The sequence below is a fragment of the Streptomyces sp. NPDC003038 genome (assembly GCF_040611115.1).
GTDB lineage: Bacteria > Actinomycetota > Actinomycetes > Streptomycetales > Streptomycetaceae > Streptomyces.
This window is the reverse complement of record NZ_JBEXNN010000017.1, coordinates 53,237-71,233: the sequence shown is the minus strand read 5'-3', so window position 1 is coordinate 71,233 and position 17,997 is coordinate 53,237. Positions and strand designations below refer to the sequence as shown.

At 73.3% G+C, this 17,997-nt stretch carries 13 protein-coding genes; 8 read left to right on the top strand and 5 right to left on the bottom strand.

Going from position 1 to position 17,997, the window contains the following annotated elements; genetic code table 11:
* Nucleotides 1-76 precede the first annotated feature (76 nt).
* The gene (locus ABZX75_RS21620) at nucleotides 77-991 is read right to left on the bottom strand and encodes an ATP-binding cassette domain-containing protein (RefSeq protein WP_355412863.1); all 915 of its coding nucleotides are present in this window, start codon (nucleotides 989-991) and stop codon (nucleotides 77-79) included.
* Nucleotides 992-1,099: 108 nt separating this feature from the next.
* On the opposite strand from ABZX75_RS21620, the gene ABZX75_RS21615 reads away from it, so the two are divergent.
* The 3 genes from ABZX75_RS21615 to ABZX75_RS21605 all read left to right on the top strand — a co-directional run bounded on the left by ABZX75_RS21615 (nucleotide 1,100) and on the right by ABZX75_RS21605 (nucleotide 4,188).
* Nucleotides 1,100-2,275, top strand: coding sequence for a histidine kinase (locus ABZX75_RS21615; RefSeq protein ID WP_355412862.1), 1,176 nt, complete (start codon nucleotides 1,100-1,102; stop codon nucleotides 2,273-2,275).
* A 4-nt stretch (nucleotides 2,276-2,279) separates the two neighbouring features.
* Nucleotides 2,280-2,930 carry a response regulator transcription factor gene (locus ABZX75_RS21610; protein ID WP_355412861.1) on the top strand — a complete coding sequence of 217 codons (651 nt, stop codon included), beginning with the start codon at nucleotides 2,280-2,282 and terminating at the stop codon, nucleotides 2,928-2,930.
* 100 nt (nucleotides 2,931-3,030) lie between these two features.
* Nucleotides 3,031-4,188, top strand: a complete 1,158-nt coding sequence (locus ABZX75_RS21605) for an ROK family transcriptional regulator (RefSeq protein WP_355412859.1) — start codon at nucleotides 3,031-3,033, stop codon at nucleotides 4,186-4,188.
* A gap of 984 nt (nucleotides 4,189-5,172) precedes the next feature.
* Here ABZX75_RS21605 and ABZX75_RS21600 read toward each other — a convergent pair.
* Nucleotides 5,173-5,946 carry a GntR family transcriptional regulator gene (locus tag ABZX75_RS21600; protein WP_355412857.1) on the bottom strand — a complete coding sequence of 258 codons (774 nt, stop codon included), beginning with the start codon at nucleotides 5,944-5,946 and terminating at the stop codon, nucleotides 5,173-5,175.
* Between the two features lie 285 nt (nucleotides 5,947-6,231).
* Here ABZX75_RS21600 and ABZX75_RS21595 point away from each other — a divergent pair, with 285 nt between their 5' ends.
* The 4 genes from ABZX75_RS21595 to ABZX75_RS21580 all read left to right on the top strand — a co-directional run bounded on the left by ABZX75_RS21595 (nucleotide 6,232) and on the right by ABZX75_RS21580 (nucleotide 12,517).
* Nucleotides 6,232-7,083, top strand: coding sequence for an alpha/beta fold hydrolase (locus ABZX75_RS21595; RefSeq protein WP_355412855.1), 852 nt, complete (start codon nucleotides 6,232-6,234; stop codon nucleotides 7,081-7,083).
* A gap of 135 nt (nucleotides 7,084-7,218) precedes the next feature.
* The gene (locus ABZX75_RS21590; RefSeq protein WP_355412853.1) at nucleotides 7,219-8,856 is read left to right on the top strand and encodes an alkaline phosphatase D family protein; all 1,638 of its coding nucleotides are present in this window, start codon (nucleotides 7,219-7,221) and stop codon (nucleotides 8,854-8,856) included.
* Nucleotides 8,857-8,952: 96 nt separating this feature from the next.
* Nucleotides 8,953-10,497 carry a GNAT family N-acetyltransferase gene (locus ABZX75_RS21585; RefSeq protein ID WP_355412851.1) on the top strand — a complete coding sequence of 515 codons (1,545 nt, stop codon included), beginning with the start codon at nucleotides 8,953-8,955 and terminating at the stop codon, nucleotides 10,495-10,497.
* Nucleotides 10,498-10,813: 316 nt separating this feature from the next.
* A complete protein-coding gene (locus ABZX75_RS21580) occupies nucleotides 10,814-12,517 on the top strand; it encodes a DUF885 domain-containing protein (RefSeq protein WP_355412849.1) in 1,704 nt (567 codons plus the stop codon).
* A 171-nt stretch (nucleotides 12,518-12,688) separates the two neighbouring features.
* Here the strand turns inward: ABZX75_RS21580 and ABZX75_RS21575 are convergent, their stop codons facing one another.
* Complete coding sequence (locus tag ABZX75_RS21575) at nucleotides 12,689-13,216, bottom strand: rhodanese-like domain-containing protein (RefSeq protein WP_355413025.1); 528 nt, start codon at nucleotides 13,214-13,216, stop codon at nucleotides 12,689-12,691.
* A 115-nt stretch (nucleotides 13,217-13,331) separates the two neighbouring features.
* On the opposite strand from ABZX75_RS21575, the gene ABZX75_RS21570 reads away from it, so the two are divergent.
* Nucleotides 13,332-13,778, top strand: coding sequence for an Lrp/AsnC family transcriptional regulator (locus ABZX75_RS21570; protein ID WP_355412847.1), 447 nt, complete (start codon nucleotides 13,332-13,334; stop codon nucleotides 13,776-13,778).
* On the opposite strand, the gene ABZX75_RS21565 is transcribed toward ABZX75_RS21570, so the two are convergent.
* Nucleotides 13,768-16,779: an SMC family ATPase gene (locus tag ABZX75_RS21565; RefSeq protein ID WP_355412845.1), complete on the bottom strand. Its 3,012-nt coding sequence runs from the start codon at nucleotides 16,777-16,779 to the stop codon at nucleotides 13,768-13,770. The two genes, ABZX75_RS21570 and ABZX75_RS21565, sit on opposite strands and share 11 nt — an antisense overlap.
* Nucleotides 16,776-17,945, bottom strand: coding sequence for an exonuclease SbcCD subunit D (locus ABZX75_RS21560; RefSeq protein ID WP_355412843.1), 1,170 nt, complete (start codon nucleotides 17,943-17,945; stop codon nucleotides 16,776-16,778). The genes ABZX75_RS21565 and ABZX75_RS21560 overlap by 4 nt, the downstream gene beginning before the upstream one ends.
* Between the last annotated feature and the right edge of the window lie 52 nt (nucleotides 17,946-17,997).

Here is a 17,997-nt window from a genome sequence, read left to right as displayed (position 1 = left end):
GGCAGGGCCTCCAGTCCGGGTGAGCTGGGTACGGGCAGGGAAGAGGGCGGGGACGATGGGGGACGAGGGGGGCGGTTCAGGCTGCGGAAGAGGAGAACTGGGCACGGTCGGCCGTGAGATCGAGATATGCCTCTTCCAGCGAGGCCCGCTCGTCGGAGAGCTCCAGCAGCGGGACGCCCTCACGGGCCGCGAGAGCCCCGACCGCCTCGGCCCCTATGCCCTCGACGGTCCAGCGCCCGCCCTCGGCCACGACCAGCTCGAAGCCGTCGCGGGCCAGCGCTGCCCGCAGGCGGACCGGGTCTGAGGTCCGCAACCGCACGCGCGGGGTACTGCGGGCGTCGATGAACTCCGCTATCGAGGTGTCGGCGAGCAACTTGCCCTGACCGAGCACCACCAGGTGGTCGACGAACGAGGCGGTCTCGGCCATCAGATGGCTGGAGACGAGGACCGAACGCCCCTCGGCGGCGAGGCCGCGCATCAGCTCGCGGATCCAGATGATGCCCTGCGGGTCGAGACCGTTGGTCGGCTCGTCCAGCAAGAGGACACCAGGATCGCCCAGCAGCGCCGCGGCGATGCCCAGCCGCTGACGCATGCCCAGCGAGAAGGTCTTGACCCGCCGCCGGGCCACCGAAGCTATGCCGGCCTGCTCCAGGACCGCTTCCACCCGCTTCACCGGGATCCTGTTGCTCACGGCGAGCATGAGGAGGTGATCGCGGGCCGTGCGCCCGCCGTGGGCGGCCTGCGGATCGAGCAGGGCTCCCACCTCGTGCAACGGGTCCTGAAGTTCGGTGAATCGGCGACCGCCGATGGTCGCCGTCCCCGAGGTGGGCCGGTCCAGACCTAGCAGCAGCCGCATCGTCGTGGACTTTCCGGCGCCGTTGGGACCCAGGAAGCCGGTCACCCGACCGGGCAGGACATCGAAGGTGAGGTGGTCCACGACACGGGTGGTGCCGTAGTCCTTGGTCAGTTCTCGGATCTCGATGCGGTTCATGTCTCAAGATTCGCGGCCGGGCCCACCCTCCTTCCTCCCCCATGCGAGGGTGGCGTCTCCCCCACGTGGGGGAGACGCCCGTGACCTGGGCGCTGTCACGATGGAGGCATGTACCGACTGCTCCGTGCCCCGTTCCTCCCGGTGACGTATTCGCGCTGGCTGCACTTGTGCGTTCCGCTGCTCCTGCTGGCCATCTGGATGTTCATCATGCCCACGTGGCCGTGGATGCCGTTGCTGATCGTCATACCGTTCGGATTCTTGCCCTGGGTGCGGCTGGCCGAAGGGCTGCAGGCCCAGTTACTGCTGACCCCGGAAGATCGAGGCTCCGCCGACGGCAGCATCAGCACGGCGCCGGCGGTGCTCTGGGGCGACCGGTGGCGGACGGTGTTGTGGCTGGAGATACGGCTGGTCATCTCGGGAGCGGCCATGTTCGCGACCGTATGGCTGCCGGCCATGACGGTCGAACTCATCGCGGCGGCGCTCGGGCATCTGCTGACGGATGATCCGGTGGTGCCCTTCACCCTGCCGCGCTGGGCCGCGGCCCTGCTCGCGCCGGTGCCGTTGGTCGTCCTCATCACCGTCGTGGTCCTGCTGGGCGACGTGATCACCGCGATCGCCAAGCGGCTGCTGGGCCCCTCGGCGGCGGAGCGGCTGACCGCGCTGGAGGCTCGAACCGAGCAGCTGCTGGAGCGCAACCGGATGGCGCGGGAGCTGCACGACTCGATCGGACACGCGCTGACCGTGGCGGTCGTGCAGGCGGGGGCGGCGCGGGCGGCGGGCGACCCGGAGTTCACGGACCGGGCGCTCAAGGCGATCGAAGAGACGGGCAGGGCCGCACTGGAGGATCTGGAGCGGGTCCTGCTCGTCCTGCGGGAGTCGGCGCAGCCTCCCTCGAAGCGACCGACGCTGGCGGAGGCCGACCGCCTGTTGGAGTCGGCCCGGGCCTCCGGGGCCTTGGTGGACGCCCGGCTGACCGGCGCCCTGGAGAAGCTGCCGGGGCCGGTCACCCGGGAGGGGTACCGCATCCTGCAGGAGGCCCTGACCAATGTGCTGCGGCACTGCGGGCCCGTACCGGTCCAGGTGCGCGTGGAGATGGCCGCGGGCCGGCTGGACCTGGAGGTGACCAACCCGCTGCCGGAGCGGCCCGCCGTCACGGTCGGCGGCGGAAGTGGCCTGCGCGGGATGCGGGAGCGGGCCGCACTGCTGGGCGGCCAGGCGGAGACCGGGCCGTATGAGGGCGGTTGGAGAGTGCACGCCCGGCTCCCGCTGGACCGAATACGCTGACCGGATGCCGGTTACCGTACTGCTCGTCGATGACGAACCCCTGGTGCGCGCGGGTCTACGTGCCGTCCTGGACGCCCAGCCCGATATCGAAGTGGTGGGTGAGGCAGCCGACGGGGCTTCCGTCGTCCCCCTCGTACGGCAGCTGAGGCCGGACGTGGTGGCGATGGATGTGCGGATGCCGCTGCTCGACGGGATCGAGGCGACCCGGGCGGTGCTGCGCACGGTGGACTCCCCGCCGAAGATCATCGTGGTCACGACCTTCGAGAACGACGAGTACGTCTACCAGGCACTGCGGGCCGGCGCCGACGGGTTCCTGCTGAAGCGGGCCAAGCCGTCGGAGATCGTGCACGCGGTACGGCTGGTGGCGGAGGGCGAGACGCTGCTCTTCCCGGCGGCCGTGCGGGCCCTGGCCGCGGAGTACGGGAACCGGCAGGCGCGGACCGTGCTGCGGCGGGCCGCACTGACCGAGCGGGAGGAGGCGGTCCTGCGGCTCATGGCGCGGGGACTGACCAATGTGGAGATCGCCGCTGAGCTGATCGTCGGCACGGAGACGGTGAAGTCCCATGTGAGCGCGATTCTGGCGAAGTTGGGTGCACGCGACCGCACCCAGGCGGTGATCATGGCGTACGAGTCGGGCTTCGTCGCCCCGGCCTGAGAGGAGGGGTGTTTCCGGCCTATGGGGGGCTGCTTCTCGCCGCCGCACCGGGTGCGCAGTACGATCCGCCTGACGGGCTAGCCAGCTGGGAGGACACACGTTGGGGCAGCTGACCGGCGGGGACCCCTCTCTGCTCCGGCGGATCAATTCAGCCGTGGTGCTCCGGGCGCTGCGCGCGGCCGAATCGCCGACACTCACCGACCTCACCCGGGTGACCGGGCTGTCCCGACCGACCGTCGAAGGGGTCGTGGAGGGGCTGATCGGAACCGGGCTCGTCGTCGAGGCCGACGCGGAGGAAGGCGCACGGCGGCAGGGGCGACCGGCCAGACGGTTCCGGTTCCGGGCCGAAGCGGGCCACCTGCTCGGCATCGAGATCGGCTCCCATCGGGTCGCGGTGCTGCTGTCCGGGCTGGACGGGCGGGTGATCGGCGCCGGTACCAAGGAGGTCGCCGAGGCGGCGTCCGCCGACGAACGGCTAGAACGGGTGCGGGCGGCGGTCGCCGACCTGCTGCGGCGGGCCGGGGTACCGCGGGACTCCCTCCGGGCGGTCGGGGTCGGCAGCCCCGGGATCGTGGAGGCCGACGGAACGGTCCGGCTCGGGACGGCCTTGCCCGGCTGGACCGGGCTGCCGCTCGGGGAGCGGCTGCGGCGCTCGTTCCGCTGCCCGGTACAGGTGGAGAACGACGCCAATGCGGCGGCGGTCGCCGAGCACTGGAAGGGCGCCGCACGGGACACCGACGACATCGTCTTCGTGATGGCGGGGCTGAGCCCCGGCGCGGGCTCACTGATCGGCGGCCGGCTGCACAGGGGCTTCGGCGGAGCGGCCGGAGAGATCGGTGCGCTGCATCTGCTGGGCCGTGAGGTCACGCCGGAGAAGCTGCTGTCGACCACCGGGGAACCGTTGCATCCGTTGGACGAGCCGGCGGTCGCCGAGGTCTTCGCGATGGCCAAGCGGGGCGACCAGCGGGCGGTGGCCGCCGTGGAGCGGTTCCTGCAGCGGTTGGTGCACGACGTGGCGGCGCTGGTTCTGGCGCTGGATCCCGAGCTGGTGGTGGTCGGCGGCTGGGCGGCCGGCCTGGACGGCGTTCTGGAACCGCTGCGCCGGGAGCTGGAGCGCTACTGCCTGCGCCCGCCGCGGGTCGTACTGTCCCTGCTCGGCGAAGCCGCGGTGGCCACGGGGGCGCTCCGGCTCGCGATGGACCACGTTGAGGAAGAGCTGTTCGCGGTGGAAAAGACAGTCACGGCCCGCAGCCGCTGAGGATGGCGTCCGGCCTCCGTCTTCGCCGCCGCGGCGGCCCTTCACCGGCGGACGGCCGGTCGAGGGGATACGCCGCACGTGCTGACGGCCACGGCCGGTGTGTGCGCGGGGCCCGGCTCATGGGGCGGGGTGGGCGGGGCGGCTTCACGGCCCGAAGCGATGCGGGCACCGGCCGGTTGCCCGCAGGCTCAAGCGCCCGCGGACGACCAGATGGTTCTGCCCACCGGATCAAGCCGACCCGGTTCGCCGGGCTCGGACCTCGCCGCGTTGCGGTAGGAGCGCCCGCCTCAAGGTCAGCAACGCACGGCCACCCCGCCCGTACGGGCGCCGCCCCATGAGCGAGACCGCAGGCCGTCATCCGGGGTGCGGGCGGACGCCTCACGCCACCACCGGACCACGGGACTCGAGCCGGATGCGGTACGCCGGGAGGCGGGACCGGACGCTGCCACGGAGGCACGGCCACCGGCCGGGAATGTGCGCCGATGAGGGCGACCGAGGGCCGAGGCCACCGACCGGCGGAGGGAGTGCGCCCCGGTCGGCCGGAGCCGAAGGCTGGCCCCCGAGGGCAGAACCTGACACCCGCCCAGTACCCACCGGGCGCAGGTCACCGGCGGGCGACCAAGGGCCGAGGCCACCGACCGGCGAAGGGAGTGCGCCCCGGTCGGCCGCAGCTGAACACCGGCCCCCAAGGGCAGAACCTGGCACCCGCCCAGCACCCACCGGGCGCAGGTCCCCTGCGGGCGACCGAGGGCCGGTGCCGACGGCAGCAGAGGCCCTCCTCTGCCACCGGGCCACAGACCTCGCCCGGGAAGTGCCGTGCGCCGATGAGCGCCGACCGAAGGCAGCCCTCTGCGCGGAACCAGAAGCCCGCACCCGCAATCAGGCGCTGCAACCGTGCCCGACGGCCCCCGGTTCTGCTGCCCGGGATTCTGCTACCCCGGTTCTGCTACCCGGGTTCCGCCGGTCGGGCTTCTGTTGGCCGGGTCAGGAGGCGACGCGGGGTTCGTGGGTGATCTCGACGTTCCCCGAGTCACCGAAGGTGAGGCGGCAAGTGTCGGCGCGATAGGTCGCCACCGAAACCGCCGCCGTGCCCGCGGCGGTGAAGTAACGCGTGGTGACCAGGAGCACCGGGGCGCCGGGCAGGCGGTCCAGCTCCTTGGCGTCGTCGGCGCGGGCGGAGCCGAGCTCCACCGAGCGGTCCTGGCCGTCCAGGGCCAGCCGCTGGAGTTCGCGCAGGACGGCGCGGGCGCGGGCGGGTCCCGCCGGGGCCTCGATGGCGGGGAGACCGGGCACGGAGGCGGTCGGCACGTACAGCAGTTCGGCGGCGACGACCTGGCCCTGCGTGACACGGGTCCGGCGCACCACGTGGACCGGCTCGCCGGCGGCGAAGCCGCCCGTACCGGTGCCGAGGAGGCTCAGGACCGCGGCGGGCGGCAGCGCCTCGGCCGCGTCCACCGGCTCCCAGCCGTCGACGCTCTCACCGGGCCAGCTGTGCTGCGCACTTCCGACGGCGACACCGACGCGCGGCGGGGCGACGGTGGTGCCGACTCCGCGGCGGCGCTGCAGGCGGCCTTCGAGTTCGAGCTGTTCCAGGGCCTGACGGAGGGTCGCGCGGGCAACTCCGAAGCGGGCGGCGAGTTCACGCTCGTTCGGCAGGACCTCGCCCACGGCGAAGTCCTGGTCGAGCGCCTCGCTGAGGACGGTCTTGAGGTGCCAGTACTTCGGCTCCGGCACCGTTTCGAGCTGCGTGGTCCCCACCCTGACTCCTCCTGCCATCGCTGCACTCGCCGTGTTCCAGCGGCAGTTCCGCGCCTTTGTTTATGAAAGGTTCTTGCACTATCCCTGCGACGATAGGACGGCGCACCCCCTTGGTCAAGACCAATGCTCACCCCTTGCCGGGCAGATCGGGCATATGTATCAAGCCGTTCACGGGATGTTCTCGTGTGTCCTGAAGGCTTGTAGCCAAGTGCTACCGGACGGTAGTCATGGCGGTGGTTCTCCTGACAGCCTGTCTCACACCGTCCCCCGACGAGGAGCAGCAGCATGACCGCCACGGTCTCCTTCACGATCGATTCGCCGCTGGGCCCCCGCACCGCCACCGTCGCCTACGAGCGCAAGGGCTCGGGCGAACCGCTTCTCCTGCTGCACGGCATAGGCCATCACCTCCAGGCCTGGCATCCGGTGACCGACATCCTGGCCGCCGACCACGATGTCATCGCGGTCGATCTGCCCGGCTTCGGTGCCTCACAGCCGCTGCCCGAGGGTGTTCCGTACGGATTGGCCACCGTCGCCCCGGCGCTCGGGGCGCTCTGCGCCGCCCTCGGTGTCGAGCGCCCGCACGTCGCCGGCAACTCCCTCGGCGGGTTGCTCGCGCTCGAAATGGGCCGGAGCAACCTCGCCCGCTCGGTCACCGCCCTCTCTCCCGCCGGATTCTGGACGGAGGCCGAGCGCCGCTACGCCTTCGCCACCCTCCTCGCGATGCGGACCGGGGCGAAGGCCCTGCCCCGCCCCGTCCTGGAGCGTCTCTCGCGCAGCGCCGCCGGGCGGACCGCCCTCACCGGCACCATCTATGCCCGCCCGGCCCGCCGTACGCCGGGCGCCGTCGTCGCCGAGACCCTCGCCCTGCGCGATGCCACCGGCTTCGAACAGACCCTGGCCGCGGGCGGTTCCGTACGGTTCACCGACGATGTACCCGGCCTGCCGGTCACCATCGCCTGGGGCACCCGCGACCGCTTGCTGCTGCGCCGTCAGGGCGTGCGCGCGAAGCACACCGTCCCCGGCGCCCGACTGGTCCGGCTGCCCGGCTGCGGACACGTCCCGATGAGCGACGATCCGGCGCTCGTCGCCCGGGTGGTCCTGGACACGGTGCGGAGCACCAACCGCCTGGCGGCCTGAGCGGGCCACCCACCGCCCCGCGGCCTGAGCGGCTGACGGTTGTTCACCCCCGGTTCGCGTGGGAGACGCGGGCGGGCCGGTGTGCGGCGGCACGCTGGTCCGACCCGCCTCGCCGCCCCCCCTGGAGACACACCGATGGCATCGATGCCGCACACCCGACGATCCCTGATCGGCGGTTCCCTCGCCCTGTCGTCCGCGCTGGCCACGGCCGCCCTCACCACGCCCGCCCGCGCGGCGGCGCCCTTCCTGGCCGGCCCTCTCCTGGCCGGTCCCCTCCTCGGCGCCCCCGCCTTCGTCCGCTCCGGTCGCCCGAGCGCGCTGTGGGGCGTCCAGTCCGGCGAGATCACCGCTCATTCGGCCACCGTCTGGACGCGCTCCGACCGTCCCGCGCGCATGCACGTCGAGACCTCCCCGAGCGAATCGTTCCGCTACGGGGTACGCCGCCACCGCGGCCCCCTGCTCGACCCGTCCACGGACTTCACCGGCACCACGGTCCTGCGCGACCTCCCGCCCGGCCGGCAGATCCACTACCGGGTCGTCCTCGCCGACCCCGACGACCCGCGCCGCAGCGGTGAACCGGTCCGGGGCGCCTTCCGCACCACCCCCGTCTCCCGCCGCCACGACGTGCGCTTCCTGTGGTCCGGGGACCTGGCGGGGCAGGGCTGGGGCATCAACCCCGACCTCGGCGGCTACCGCGTCTTCGAGGAGATGCGGCTGCGCGACCCCGACTTCTTCCTCTTCAGCGGGGACACGATCTACGCCGACGGGCCGATCCACCCCTCCGTCCCGCTGCGCGACGGCGGCGTCTGGCGCAACGTCACCACCGAGGAGAAGGCGAAGGTCGCGGAGACCCTCGCCGAGTTCCGTGGGAACTTCCGCTACAACCTGCTCGATCGCAACCTGCGCGACTTCAACGCCCAGGTCCCCGTCCTCGCCCAGTGGGACGACCACGAGGTGCGCAACAACTGGTATCCGGGCCAGCTGGTCGACGACCCCCGCTACGCCGTCAAGGACGTCGACATCCTCGCCGCACGCGCCCGCCGGGCCTTCGGCGAATACTTCCCCGTCACCGACCTGCGCGGCGGTCGGGCCGAGGGCCGGATGTACCGGGTGATGCGGTACGGCCCGCTGCTCGACGTCTTCGTGCTCGACATGCGCACCCACCGCAACGCCAACTCCCCCGGCACGCAGACGCAGGACCCCATCGGCATTCTCGGCGCCGAGCAACTGGCCTGGCTCACACGCGAACTCTCCCGCTCCCGCGCCACCTGGAAGGTCATCGCCGCTGACATGCCGCTGGGCATCGTGGTCCCCGACGGGGCCGCGAACTTCGAGGCCGTCGCCCAGGGCGATCCTGGTGCCCCGCTGGGCCGTGAGCTCCAGATCGCCGAACTCCTGCGACACATCAAGCACCAGCGCATCACCGGTACCGTCTGGCTCACCGCCGACGTCCACTACACGGCCGCGAACCACTACGCCCCCGAGCGGGCAGCCTTCACCGACTTCGCGCCGTTCTGGGAGTTCGTTTCCGGCCCGGTCGGCGCGGGCGGCTTCCCCGCCGGGCGACTCGACGCCACCTTCGGCCCGCGGACGGCGTACGTGCAGTCCGCTCCGGTCGCCAACATGTCACCGTCCGAGAACCCCCCGTACTACGGAGAGGTCGAGATCGACGGGGACAGCGGCGAACTCACCGTCCGGTTGCGGCGCCAGGGCGGGAGCGTACTCTTCGCCACGACGCTTCAGCCCGGCCGGGTGGGCCAGTTCCAGCAATGATCCGGACAACTGGGTGAAACCGGCCAGATCGAGACTTAACCAGTCGGTCACAGATCGTTCGTGATCACGCAACACCCCTGCGTCACAGTGGGATGCATGACTGACCGTAACCCCGCGTCCGCCCACCGTCCCCACCACCACTGGCGCCGTGACGTCGTCGAACTGGCCGCGCTCTTCTGCGCCGTCGCGGTCGCCGACGCCATCGCCAACCTCGTCGTGCACGGTCCGAGGGGCCGGGTGCTGCTGATCGCCTCGGCCGTCGCACTCCTGGTCACCGCCGCCTTCCACACGTGGTGGGCCCGGCGTCACAGCCATGCGCCGCCGCCCCGCAGCACAGCGCCCTTGGATCCGCCGGCGCCCTCGGATCCGCCGGCGCCCCGGGCCGCGGTGACCGGTACGGTGACCGGTACGGCCACGCCGACCGGCACCGCCGCGGCGCCCGGCGCGACCGGCGCGGCCACCGCCACCGCCACCACCGCCGCCCTCTGGCGGATGCGGACGACCGTACGGGACGAGCCCGGATCCCTGGCCGCCGTCTGCATCGCCCTCGCCCGTAACGGCGTCGACATCCTGACCCTCCAGACACATCCCCTCCCCGAGGGCGGCACGGTCGACGAGTTCCTGCTGCGCGCCCCGCAGCAGCTGCCCTCCGCCGACCTCACCCGCGCCATCGCCCGGGCGGGCGGCCACAGCACCTGGATCGAGCGCGCCGACGCGCACGACCTCGTCGACACCCCCACCCGCGTCCTCGGCCTGGCCACGCGTACCGCGCTCGACGCCGCCGAACTCCCTCTCGCGCTGCGTCAGCTGCTCGGCCGCTGCACCATCCACTCGATCCCGGCGACCACCCTCTCCGGCCGCCCCAACGCGGGTGCCGACGCCCCGGTCGAAGGGGTGCTGGAAGCCACCGTCATGCGGCTGCGCGATCCCTCGGGCGGCGCGATCACCGTGGAGCGGCCCTACCTGCCCTTCACCCCGACCGAGTTCGCCCGGGCCCGCGCCCTGGTCGAGCTCGACGCCCGCCTCGGCCACCGGGTCCCGCGCAGCCAGGACGTACTGACCCTGCCCGAGGGCAACGAGATCACCGTCCGCCGCGCCGACGGGTCCGACCAGGCGGCGGCCCGCGCGATGCACGACCGCTGCTCCGAGCGCACCCTGTCGTTGCGCTATCACGGCCCCGTCAGCGACGCCGACCGGTACCTCGGCCACCTGCTGAGCCCCCGCTTCGGCCGCACTCTCGCCGCCACCACCGCGTCCGGCAAGCTCGTCGCCCTGGGCCACCTGCTGTGGGACGGCGACGAGACCGAGGTCGCGCTGCTCATCGAGGACGACTGGCAGCGCCGCGGCATCGGCTCCGAGCTGCTGCGCCGGCTCATCGCGATGGCGGTCGAGGCCGGGTGCGACAGCGTGTACGCCGTCACCCAGGCCTCCAACACCGGCATGGTCGCCGCCATGCGCGACCTCGGCCTTCCCCTCGACTACCAGATCGAGGAAGGCACCTTGGTGATCACGGCCCGGCTGGACGCCACCCCGGTCGGCTCGCGAGCGCCGTACGAGGGCTCGCGCGGCCCTGTCCGCGAACTCCCCGGCGAACTCCCCGGCGAACTCCCCCGCGAGCTCCCGGCGAGGCACCAGCGCTGAGCGGCGCGCACGGGGCGTCCACGCCCTCCCCGGCCTGTCCACGGCGAGCTTCGCCGGACCCGCGCGGCGGCTGCACGGCACCTGAAAGCCGGAGGCGGCCGACGCCCCACCGGTCCGCGGGCGGTGCACCCGTACCGCCCGCGGACCGGCCGCCGCCGGCACGGGCCGGGAACGTCGGGACGCCCGTGGGAACAGAGGTCGGCCGTCCGTCGCGGCACCCGCCGGTCGCGAGGCCACATCTGCCCCGGCCATCCGTCAGCAGGCTGACAGCGAACGGTGATGACGTGGACCCGTCCCACATACGAAGATGGGCCGTATGTCAGAGACCCTCAACAGCGGCAGCGCAGCCCGGCTGCCCCGCCAGGTGGCCGACGCCTACGTCGACGACCTCATCGCCATCGACCCGATCACGGGCACCTACCTCGGTATCGCCGAGAGCTCCGGCAAGCTCCCGGACTTCTCCCCGGCCGGCCGCGCGGCGGCCGCCGAGCTGTCCCGTACGACCCTCGCCCGCCTGGAGGCCGCCGAGCGGCTGCCCGGCGCCGACAGCGACGCCGAGCGCCGCTGCGCCCGCCTGCTGCGCGAACGCCTCACCGCCGAGCTCGCCATCCACGAGGCGGACGAGGACCTGCGCGCGGTCAGCAACATCCACTCCCCGGTGCACAGCGTGCGCGAGGTCTTCACCCTCACTCCCGCCGACACCGACGAGGACTGGGCCGCGATCGCCGAGCGGCTGCGCGCCGTCCCGGCGGCGATCACCGGCTACCGCGAGAGCCTCCAGCTGGGCCTGGACCGCGGGCTGTACGGTGGCCCGCGCCCCACCGCCACCATGATCGGCCAGCTCACCACCTGGGTCGGCGAGGACGGCGACGAGCCGCCCTTCTTCGAGGACTTCGCCGCCGGTGGCCCCGCGGCCCTGCGCTCCGAGCTGGACGCGGCCGCCGCCGGTGCGACCGCCTCCGTCGTCGAGCTGCGCGACTGGATGCGCGCGGTGTACGCCCCGGCCGTCGAGGGGAAGCCGGACACCGTGGGCCGCGAGCGGTACGCCCGCTGGTCGCGGTACTTCAACGGCACGGACCTGGACCTGGACGAGGCGTACGCCTACGGCTGGTCGGAGTACCACCGGCTGCTCGGCGAGATGAAGACCGAGGCGGCCAGGATCCTCCCGGGCGCCGGCCCCTGGGAGGTGCTCAAGCACCTGGACGAGCACGGCACCCACATCGAGGGCGTCGACGAGGTCCAGGCCTGGCTGCAGGGGCTCATGGACGAGGCCATCGAGAACCTCGACGGCACCCACTTCGAGCTCGCCGAGCGGGTACGGAGGGTCGAGTCCCGGATCGCGCCGCCGGGCGGGGCCGCCGCCCCCTACTACACCTCGCCCTCGGAGGACTTCTCCCGTCCGGGCCGCACATGGCTGCCGACCATGGGCCAGACCCGCTTCCCCGTGTACGACCTCGTCTCCACCTGGTACCACGAGGGCGTCCCGGGCCACCACCTCCAGCTCGCGCAGTGGACGCACGTCGCGGACCGGCTCTCGCGCTACCAGGCCACCGTCGGCATCGTCAGCGCCAACGCCGAGGGCTGGGCGCTGTACGCGGAGCGGCTCATGGACGAACTGGGCTACCTCAAGGACTCCGAGCAGCGCCTGGGTTACCTGGACTGCCAGATGATGCGCGCGGCCCGGGTCATCGTGGACATCGGCATGCACCTCGGTCTTCGGATCCCGGCGGACTCGCCGTTCCACCCGGGCGGGACCTGGACGCCCGAACTGGCGCAGGAGTTCTTCGGCCTGCACAGCGGCCGGCCGGCGGACTTCATCGAGAGCGAGCTGACGCGCTACCTGTCCATGCCGGGGCAGGCGATCGGGTACAAGCTGGGCGAGCGCGCCTGGCTGCTGGGCCGGGACAACGCACGGGCGGCGCACGGCGATTCCTTCGACCTGAAGGCCTGGCACATGGCGGCGCTGTCGCAGGGCTCGCTGGGGCTGGACGATCTGGTCGACGAGCTGTCGAAGCTCTGAGACGGCGGACGGGCCGCTCGCCCCTGCGGGATGCGAGTGGCCCGTCCGCGTTTCCGGCGACCGGCCGATCAGCCGTCCGGCAGTCCGGCCGTGCAGGCCTGCAGCCGTGCAGCCGTGCAGGCGTTCAGCCGTTCAGCCGTTCAGCCGTTCAGCCGTTCAGCGTTCCGCCGTTCAGCAACCGCAGTCGTCCGAGTCCGTGGGCGCGGTCAGGGGGTCGGCCTCGGCGCGCCGCTGCTTGCCCTGCCAGGTCTCGACCTCGAAGCCCTCGCGGATCCAGTACTCGATGCCGCCGAGCATCTCCTTGACCTGGAAGCCCAGTTCGGCCAGGGCGAGCGCGGAGCGGGCGCCGCCGTTGCAGCCGGGACCCCAGCAGTACGTCACCACCGGGACGTTCTTGTCGAGCAGCCGCTCGGCCTGCTCGGGGATGAGGGCGGTGGGCAGGTGCAGGGCGCCCGGTACGTGGGCCTGGTCCCAGGACGGGGTGGAGCGGGAGTCGATCAGCTGGAAGCCGAGCTCGGCGCCCTGCTCGCGGTGGGCCTTGAAGGCGGCGGCGACATCGGACACGTCCGCGTGGAAGGCGAGGCTCGCGGCGAAGTACGCGGCGGCCGCGGCCGGAGCCGCCGGGGGCACCCGCAGCACGGGGTTGGAACTCGCGGGGGCCGCGGCCGTAGCGGGGGCGGTGGTGCTCCGCGTCTGCATCTGTATCTGCGTCGTCGTCATGGCAGGAAATCTACGATTCGTTGATCGACTCCGGAAGCGGTTTTCCCCGGCCTTCTCCTTGTCCTGCCGGGGAATCCCCTGCTAGACCTGCCCCATGACCGACTATTCCCCTGATGCCACCGACTGGCGCATCCTTGAAGTCCTCCAGCGGGACGGGCGCGCCAGTTTCACCGAGCTGGCCCGGGCGGTGTCGATGTCCGCGAGCGCCGTCACCGAGCGGGTCCGCCGCCTGGAAGAGGCGGGCGTCATCACCGGCTACACGGCGGTCGTGGATCCCGAGAGGCTCGGCAAAGCCATCCTGGCGCTGGTCCGGCTGCGCTACCCGCACGGCAACTACAAGCCGTTCCACGACTTCCTGGACGCCACCTCCGAGATCCTGGAGGCCCACCACGTCACCGGCGACGACTGTTTCGTACTCAAAGTCGCCGCCCGGTCGATGGCGCACCTGGAGGAGGTCACGGGCCGGATCTCCGGCCTCGGCTCGGTGACGACGAGCATCGTGTACTCCTCGCCGCTCCCGCGCAGGCCGCTCAGTCCGTGAGCGCCGCCGTACGGTGGCGCACCACCGAGCCCCCGCGTTGCTTGACGATCTCCAACTGCGCCTGCACCCGGGTCCGCAGGTCGGCGACGTGGCTCACGATGCCGACGCTGCGGTCCCGTTCGCGCAGCGAGTCCAGTACGTCGAGGACCTCGTCGAGCGCCTGGTCGTCGAGGCTGCCGAAGCCCTCGTCGATGAAGAGGGTGTCCAGCCGCATGCCGCCCGCCTCGTCGGTGACGACATCGGCCAGGCCCAGCGCGAGGGCGAGCGAGGCGAAGAAGGTCTCGCCGCCCGACAGGGTGGCGGTGTCCCGCTCGCGGCCGGTCCAGGCGTCCACCACGTGCAGGCCGAGGCCGGAGCGCCCGCGTCCGCTCGCCTTGGCGTCGGAGTGGACCAGCGTGTAGCGGCCGCCGGACATGCGCAGCAGCCGTACCGTCGCCGCGGCGGCCACCTGCTCCAGTCGGGCGGCCAGCACGTAGGCCTCCAGGCGCATTTTGCGCTCGTTGTCGGCGGAGGTGCCCGCGGTGAGTCCGGCCAGCCGGGCCACCCGCTCGTACGCCTCGCGCAGCGGGCCCAGGGCGCGCAGTTCCTCCTCGGCCTGACGGGAGAGCCGGTCCAGCTCCGCGCAGCGGACCCGGGCCGCGTCGAAGGCCGAGCCTGCCGTCCGAAGCTTCGCCGCGGCCTGCTCCGCGTAGGCCTCGGCTCCATCCGGCTCGGCCGGAGGCAGGGCTGCCGCTTCGGCGGTGCCGGTCTCGCGGCGGCGGTCCGCCAGCATGGCCTCCTCCGCCTGCCAGGCGTCCAACCGGTGTTGGAGCGCGGTGCGTTCGTACTCCGGAAGGACCGCGTCGGCAGCGGCCTCGACGGTGTCGAAGCCGGCCTTGAAAGCGGCGTCGGCCAGCTGGTCGTCGGCCTCTTTCAGCCGGGCGGCGGTCGTCTCGGCCCGGCGCAGCGCGGCGGCGGCCGCGGAGACCATCCGGACCCGGTCCTCCAGGGTCCGGGCGCGGGCCGCGACCGTGGGCGCGTCGCCCCGTACCAGCGCGAGTTCCGCCTCCAACGAGGCCTGCTCCTGGTCCAGGGCCTCGCGCCGGGAAGCCCGGGCGGCGGCCCGGCGCTCGTTGTCGAGCCGGTCGGCGCTGCGCACGGCGTGCTCCCGCTCGGCGCGGGCGAGTTGCTCCCGCGCGGCGTGCAGTCCGGCGGCCGCGGCGTGGGCGGCGGCGTGGCGGGAGCTCAGGTCCGAGGTCAGGGCGAGCAGTTCCTCGGTGGTGGCGTCCCCGGCGGCGGCCGCCGCCTCGGTGTGGGCCTCCTCGGCGGCGGCGAGACGGCGTTCGACGGCCGCCCGGCGTTCCTCGGCCTGCTCGAAGAGGGCGTGGGCGGCGTCCTCGGCGGCCCGGTCCACGTGGCCGGGGGCCGGGCGGGCCGGAGCGGGGTGCTCCGCGGACCCGCACACGGTGCACGCCTCCCCCGCGACCAGCGCCTCGGCCAGCTCGGCGGCGATTCCGCGCAGCCGGGCCTCCTTCAGCTCCAGCCAGCGCTCCCGGGCGGCGGTCGACTCCTCGCGCACGCGGAGCAGTTCGCCCGCGGCCAGCTCCGCGTCGGCGGCCAGCGCGTCCCGGCGCCTGGCGGCGTTCAGGTGCATCCGGGCGGGTTCCAGTCGCCCGGCCAGCTGCTCGGCCAGGGTCGCCGCCTGCTGGGCGGCTTCCACCCGCTCCTGCAGCCCGGCGCGGGTCGTCTCCCAGTGCTCCAGCCACTCGGCGGACTCCTGGTGCTGCTCCTCGGCGGCCCGGGCCTCCCGCTCCAGGTTGGCCCGCTCGCGGCCGATCTCGGCGCTGCGCTGCTCGGCGCGGTGGGCGGCGCCCACCGCCCCCAGGTCCTCGCGCAGCCGCTGTTCGACGGCGGCCAGCTGCTCGATGCCGGCCTCTGCCAGGGGCGGCGGGAGTTCGGCTCGGGCGGCCGTCTCCGCGTGCGCGGCGGCCAGGTGGGCGGCGGAGGCCGCGCCGCGCAATTCCAGCGCGGGGGCCACCAGGGCGCCCCGCCGGGCCCGGTCCAGCAGGGCGCGCACCCGCTGCCGCTCGGGCTCCGCCTCGGCGAGCGCGGCGGCCCGGCGGGCGGTCTCCGCGTGCCGGCGCTGCAACCGGTCGAGCTCCCGCGCGTCTTCGGCGGCCCGCCGGGCGGCGGCATGGCGTCCCTCGACGGCGGCCAGCGCGTACTCGGCGACCGTCAGCTGCTCCCGGGCGGCGCACCGCGCGACGGCCGCCCAGGCCCGGACGGCCTCGGCGAGCCCTGGATCGCCCGGCTGGTGGCCGGGCATCGGCCAGGCCCGCAGGTCGGCGCTGTCCCCGGCGGCCTGGGCGAGCCGCTGGGCGGTGCCGAGCACTCTCTCGTCGCCGGCGCGCACCTTGGCCTCGGCGGCCCGGCGGCGCTCGCCGAGCAGGGCTTCGACCGCGGCGAAGCGGCGGGTGTCGAAGAGCCGGCCCAGCAGCCGGCCGCGGGCGGCCTCGTCGGCGCGCAGGAACTTCGCGAACTCCCCCTGCGGCAACAGCACGACCTGGCAGAACTGCTCGCGGCTCATGCCGAGCAGCTGCTCGATCTCCTCGCCGATCTCCTGGTGCGATTTGCTGAGGGCAGTCCACGCCTCGCCGGTGTGCTCGCGCAGCCGGCTCTGGGCCTTGTCCTTGGTGGTGCCGGTGCCGCGCTTCTTGGGCCGGTCCTGTTCGGGGCGCCGGGTGATCTCCAGCCGGCGTCCGCCCGCGGTCAGTTCCAGGGTGACCTCGGTCGGGGTGTCGGCGGAGGCATGGTCGCTGCGCAGGCTGGTGCCGGGGGCCTGGCGGGGGCCTGGCACGGATCCGTAGAGCGCGTAGCAGACGGCGTCGAGGACGGAGGTCTTCCCGGCGCCGGTGGGCCCGTGCAGCAGGAAGATCCCCGCGCCGGACAGCGCGTCGAAGTCGATCTCCTGGGGCTCGGCGAACGGCCCGAAGGCGGTGACCTTGAGCCGGTGCAGCCTCATCGGTGGGTCTCCTGGCGGGCGTCCTGTGCGCGTACGTCGTCGAAGGCGCCCCGCAGCACGGTCCGTTCGGCCTCGTCGGCGGGGCCGCCGCCGCGCACGTGGGCGACGAAGTCCTCGGCGATCTCCTGGTCGCTGCGGCCCTTGAGCCGCTGGGCGTAGGAGGCGCCGGACTGCTCCGCCCGGCCCTCGGGGTCGAAGGCGAGGCTGAGGGTGTGCGGGAAGCGCGCGGCGAGCCGGGCCATGGGGTCTTCGGGCCGGACCGGGTCGGTGAGGGTGGCCTCCACCCAGGAGTCCTCGTACGCGGCGTACGCCGGGTCCTCCAGCAGGTCGTCCAGCCTGCCGCGCAGCCGCCCGAGTGCCCGCGGGACGGGGGTGTCGATCCGCTCGGCGCTCACGATCTCCCCTTCCGCGCCCAGGTCGACCAGCCACATGGTCTTGCGGTGGTCGGCCTCGGAGAAGGAATAGGCCAGCGGGGAACCGGAGTAGCGGACCCGTTCGTTGATCGTCTGGCAGCCGTGGAGGTGGCCGAGGGCGGCGTAGTCCACCCCGTCGAAGACGGAGGCGGGCACGGCCTCGACCCCGCCGACGGTGATGTCGCGCTCGCTGTCGCTGGCCTGCCCGCCGGTGATGAAGGCGTGCGCCAGGACGACGGAGCGGGTGCCGGGGGCGCGGCCGGCCAGGTCGGCCCGGATCCGGTCCATGGCCGCGCCCAGCACCGCCTCGTGGCTCACCTTCCGCGTATGGAACTCGTCCTTGACCAGAGCCGGTTCCAGGTACGGCAGCCCGTACAGCGCCACCTCGCCGTGTACGTCGGCCAGCACCACGGGGTCCGCGCAGCCGGCCGGGTCGGTCCTGAGGTGGATCCCGGCCCGGTCGATCAGCCCGGCCCCGACCCCGAGCCGGCGGGCGGAGTCGTGGTTGCCGGAGATCATGACGGTCGGCACCCCGAGGTCGGCGAGCCGGTGCAGGGCCCGGTCGTACAGCTCGACGGCGGGCAGCGGCGGCACGGCGCGGTCGAATACGTCACCGGCGACGAGGACGGCGTCGACCTCGTGTTCGCGGACGGCCGCGATCAGGTGGTCGATGAAGGCCGCCTGGGCACCGAGCAGGTTCACGCGGTGGAAGGACCGGCCGAGGTGCCAGTCGGAGGTGTGCAGGAACTTCACTCGCCGGTCCCGCCGCACATACCGTCTCCCCCTGGTCGTCTCCCGCTCGATG

What these genes read in the sequence shown, in the direction of transcription:
- ABZX75_RS21595 (WP_355412855.1), top strand. Translation starts at nt 6,232, where the DNA reads ATGACCGCCACGGTCTCCTTCACGATCGATTCGCCGCTGGGCCCCCGC.
- ABZX75_RS21620 (WP_355412863.1), bottom strand. Translation starts at nt 991, where the DNA reads ATGAACCGCATCGAGATCCGAGAACTGACCAAGGACTACGGCACCACC.
- ABZX75_RS21570 (WP_355412847.1), top strand. Translation starts at nt 13,332, where the DNA reads ATGACCGACTATTCCCCTGATGCCACCGACTGGCGCATCCTTGAAGTC.
- ABZX75_RS21610 (WP_355412861.1), top strand. Translation starts at nt 2,280, where the DNA reads ATGCCGGTTACCGTACTGCTCGTCGATGACGAACCCCTGGTGCGCGCG.
- ABZX75_RS21580 (WP_355412849.1), top strand. Translation starts at nt 10,814, where the DNA reads ATGTCAGAGACCCTCAACAGCGGCAGCGCAGCCCGGCTGCCCCGCCAG.
- ABZX75_RS21585 (WP_355412851.1), top strand. Translation starts at nt 8,953, where the DNA reads ATGACTGACCGTAACCCCGCGTCCGCCCACCGTCCCCACCACCACTGG.
- ABZX75_RS21575 (WP_355413025.1), bottom strand. Translation starts at nt 13,216, where the DNA reads ATGCAGACGCGGAGCACCACCGCCCCCGCTACGGCCGCGGCCCCCGCG.
- ABZX75_RS21565 (WP_355412845.1), bottom strand. Translation starts at nt 16,779, where the DNA reads ATGAGGCTGCACCGGCTCAAGGTCACCGCCTTCGGGCCGTTCGCCGAG.
- ABZX75_RS21590 (WP_355412853.1), top strand. Translation starts at nt 7,219, where the DNA reads ATGGCATCGATGCCGCACACCCGACGATCCCTGATCGGCGGTTCCCTC.
- ABZX75_RS21615 (WP_355412862.1), top strand. Translation starts at nt 1,100, where the DNA reads ATGTACCGACTGCTCCGTGCCCCGTTCCTCCCGGTGACGTATTCGCGC.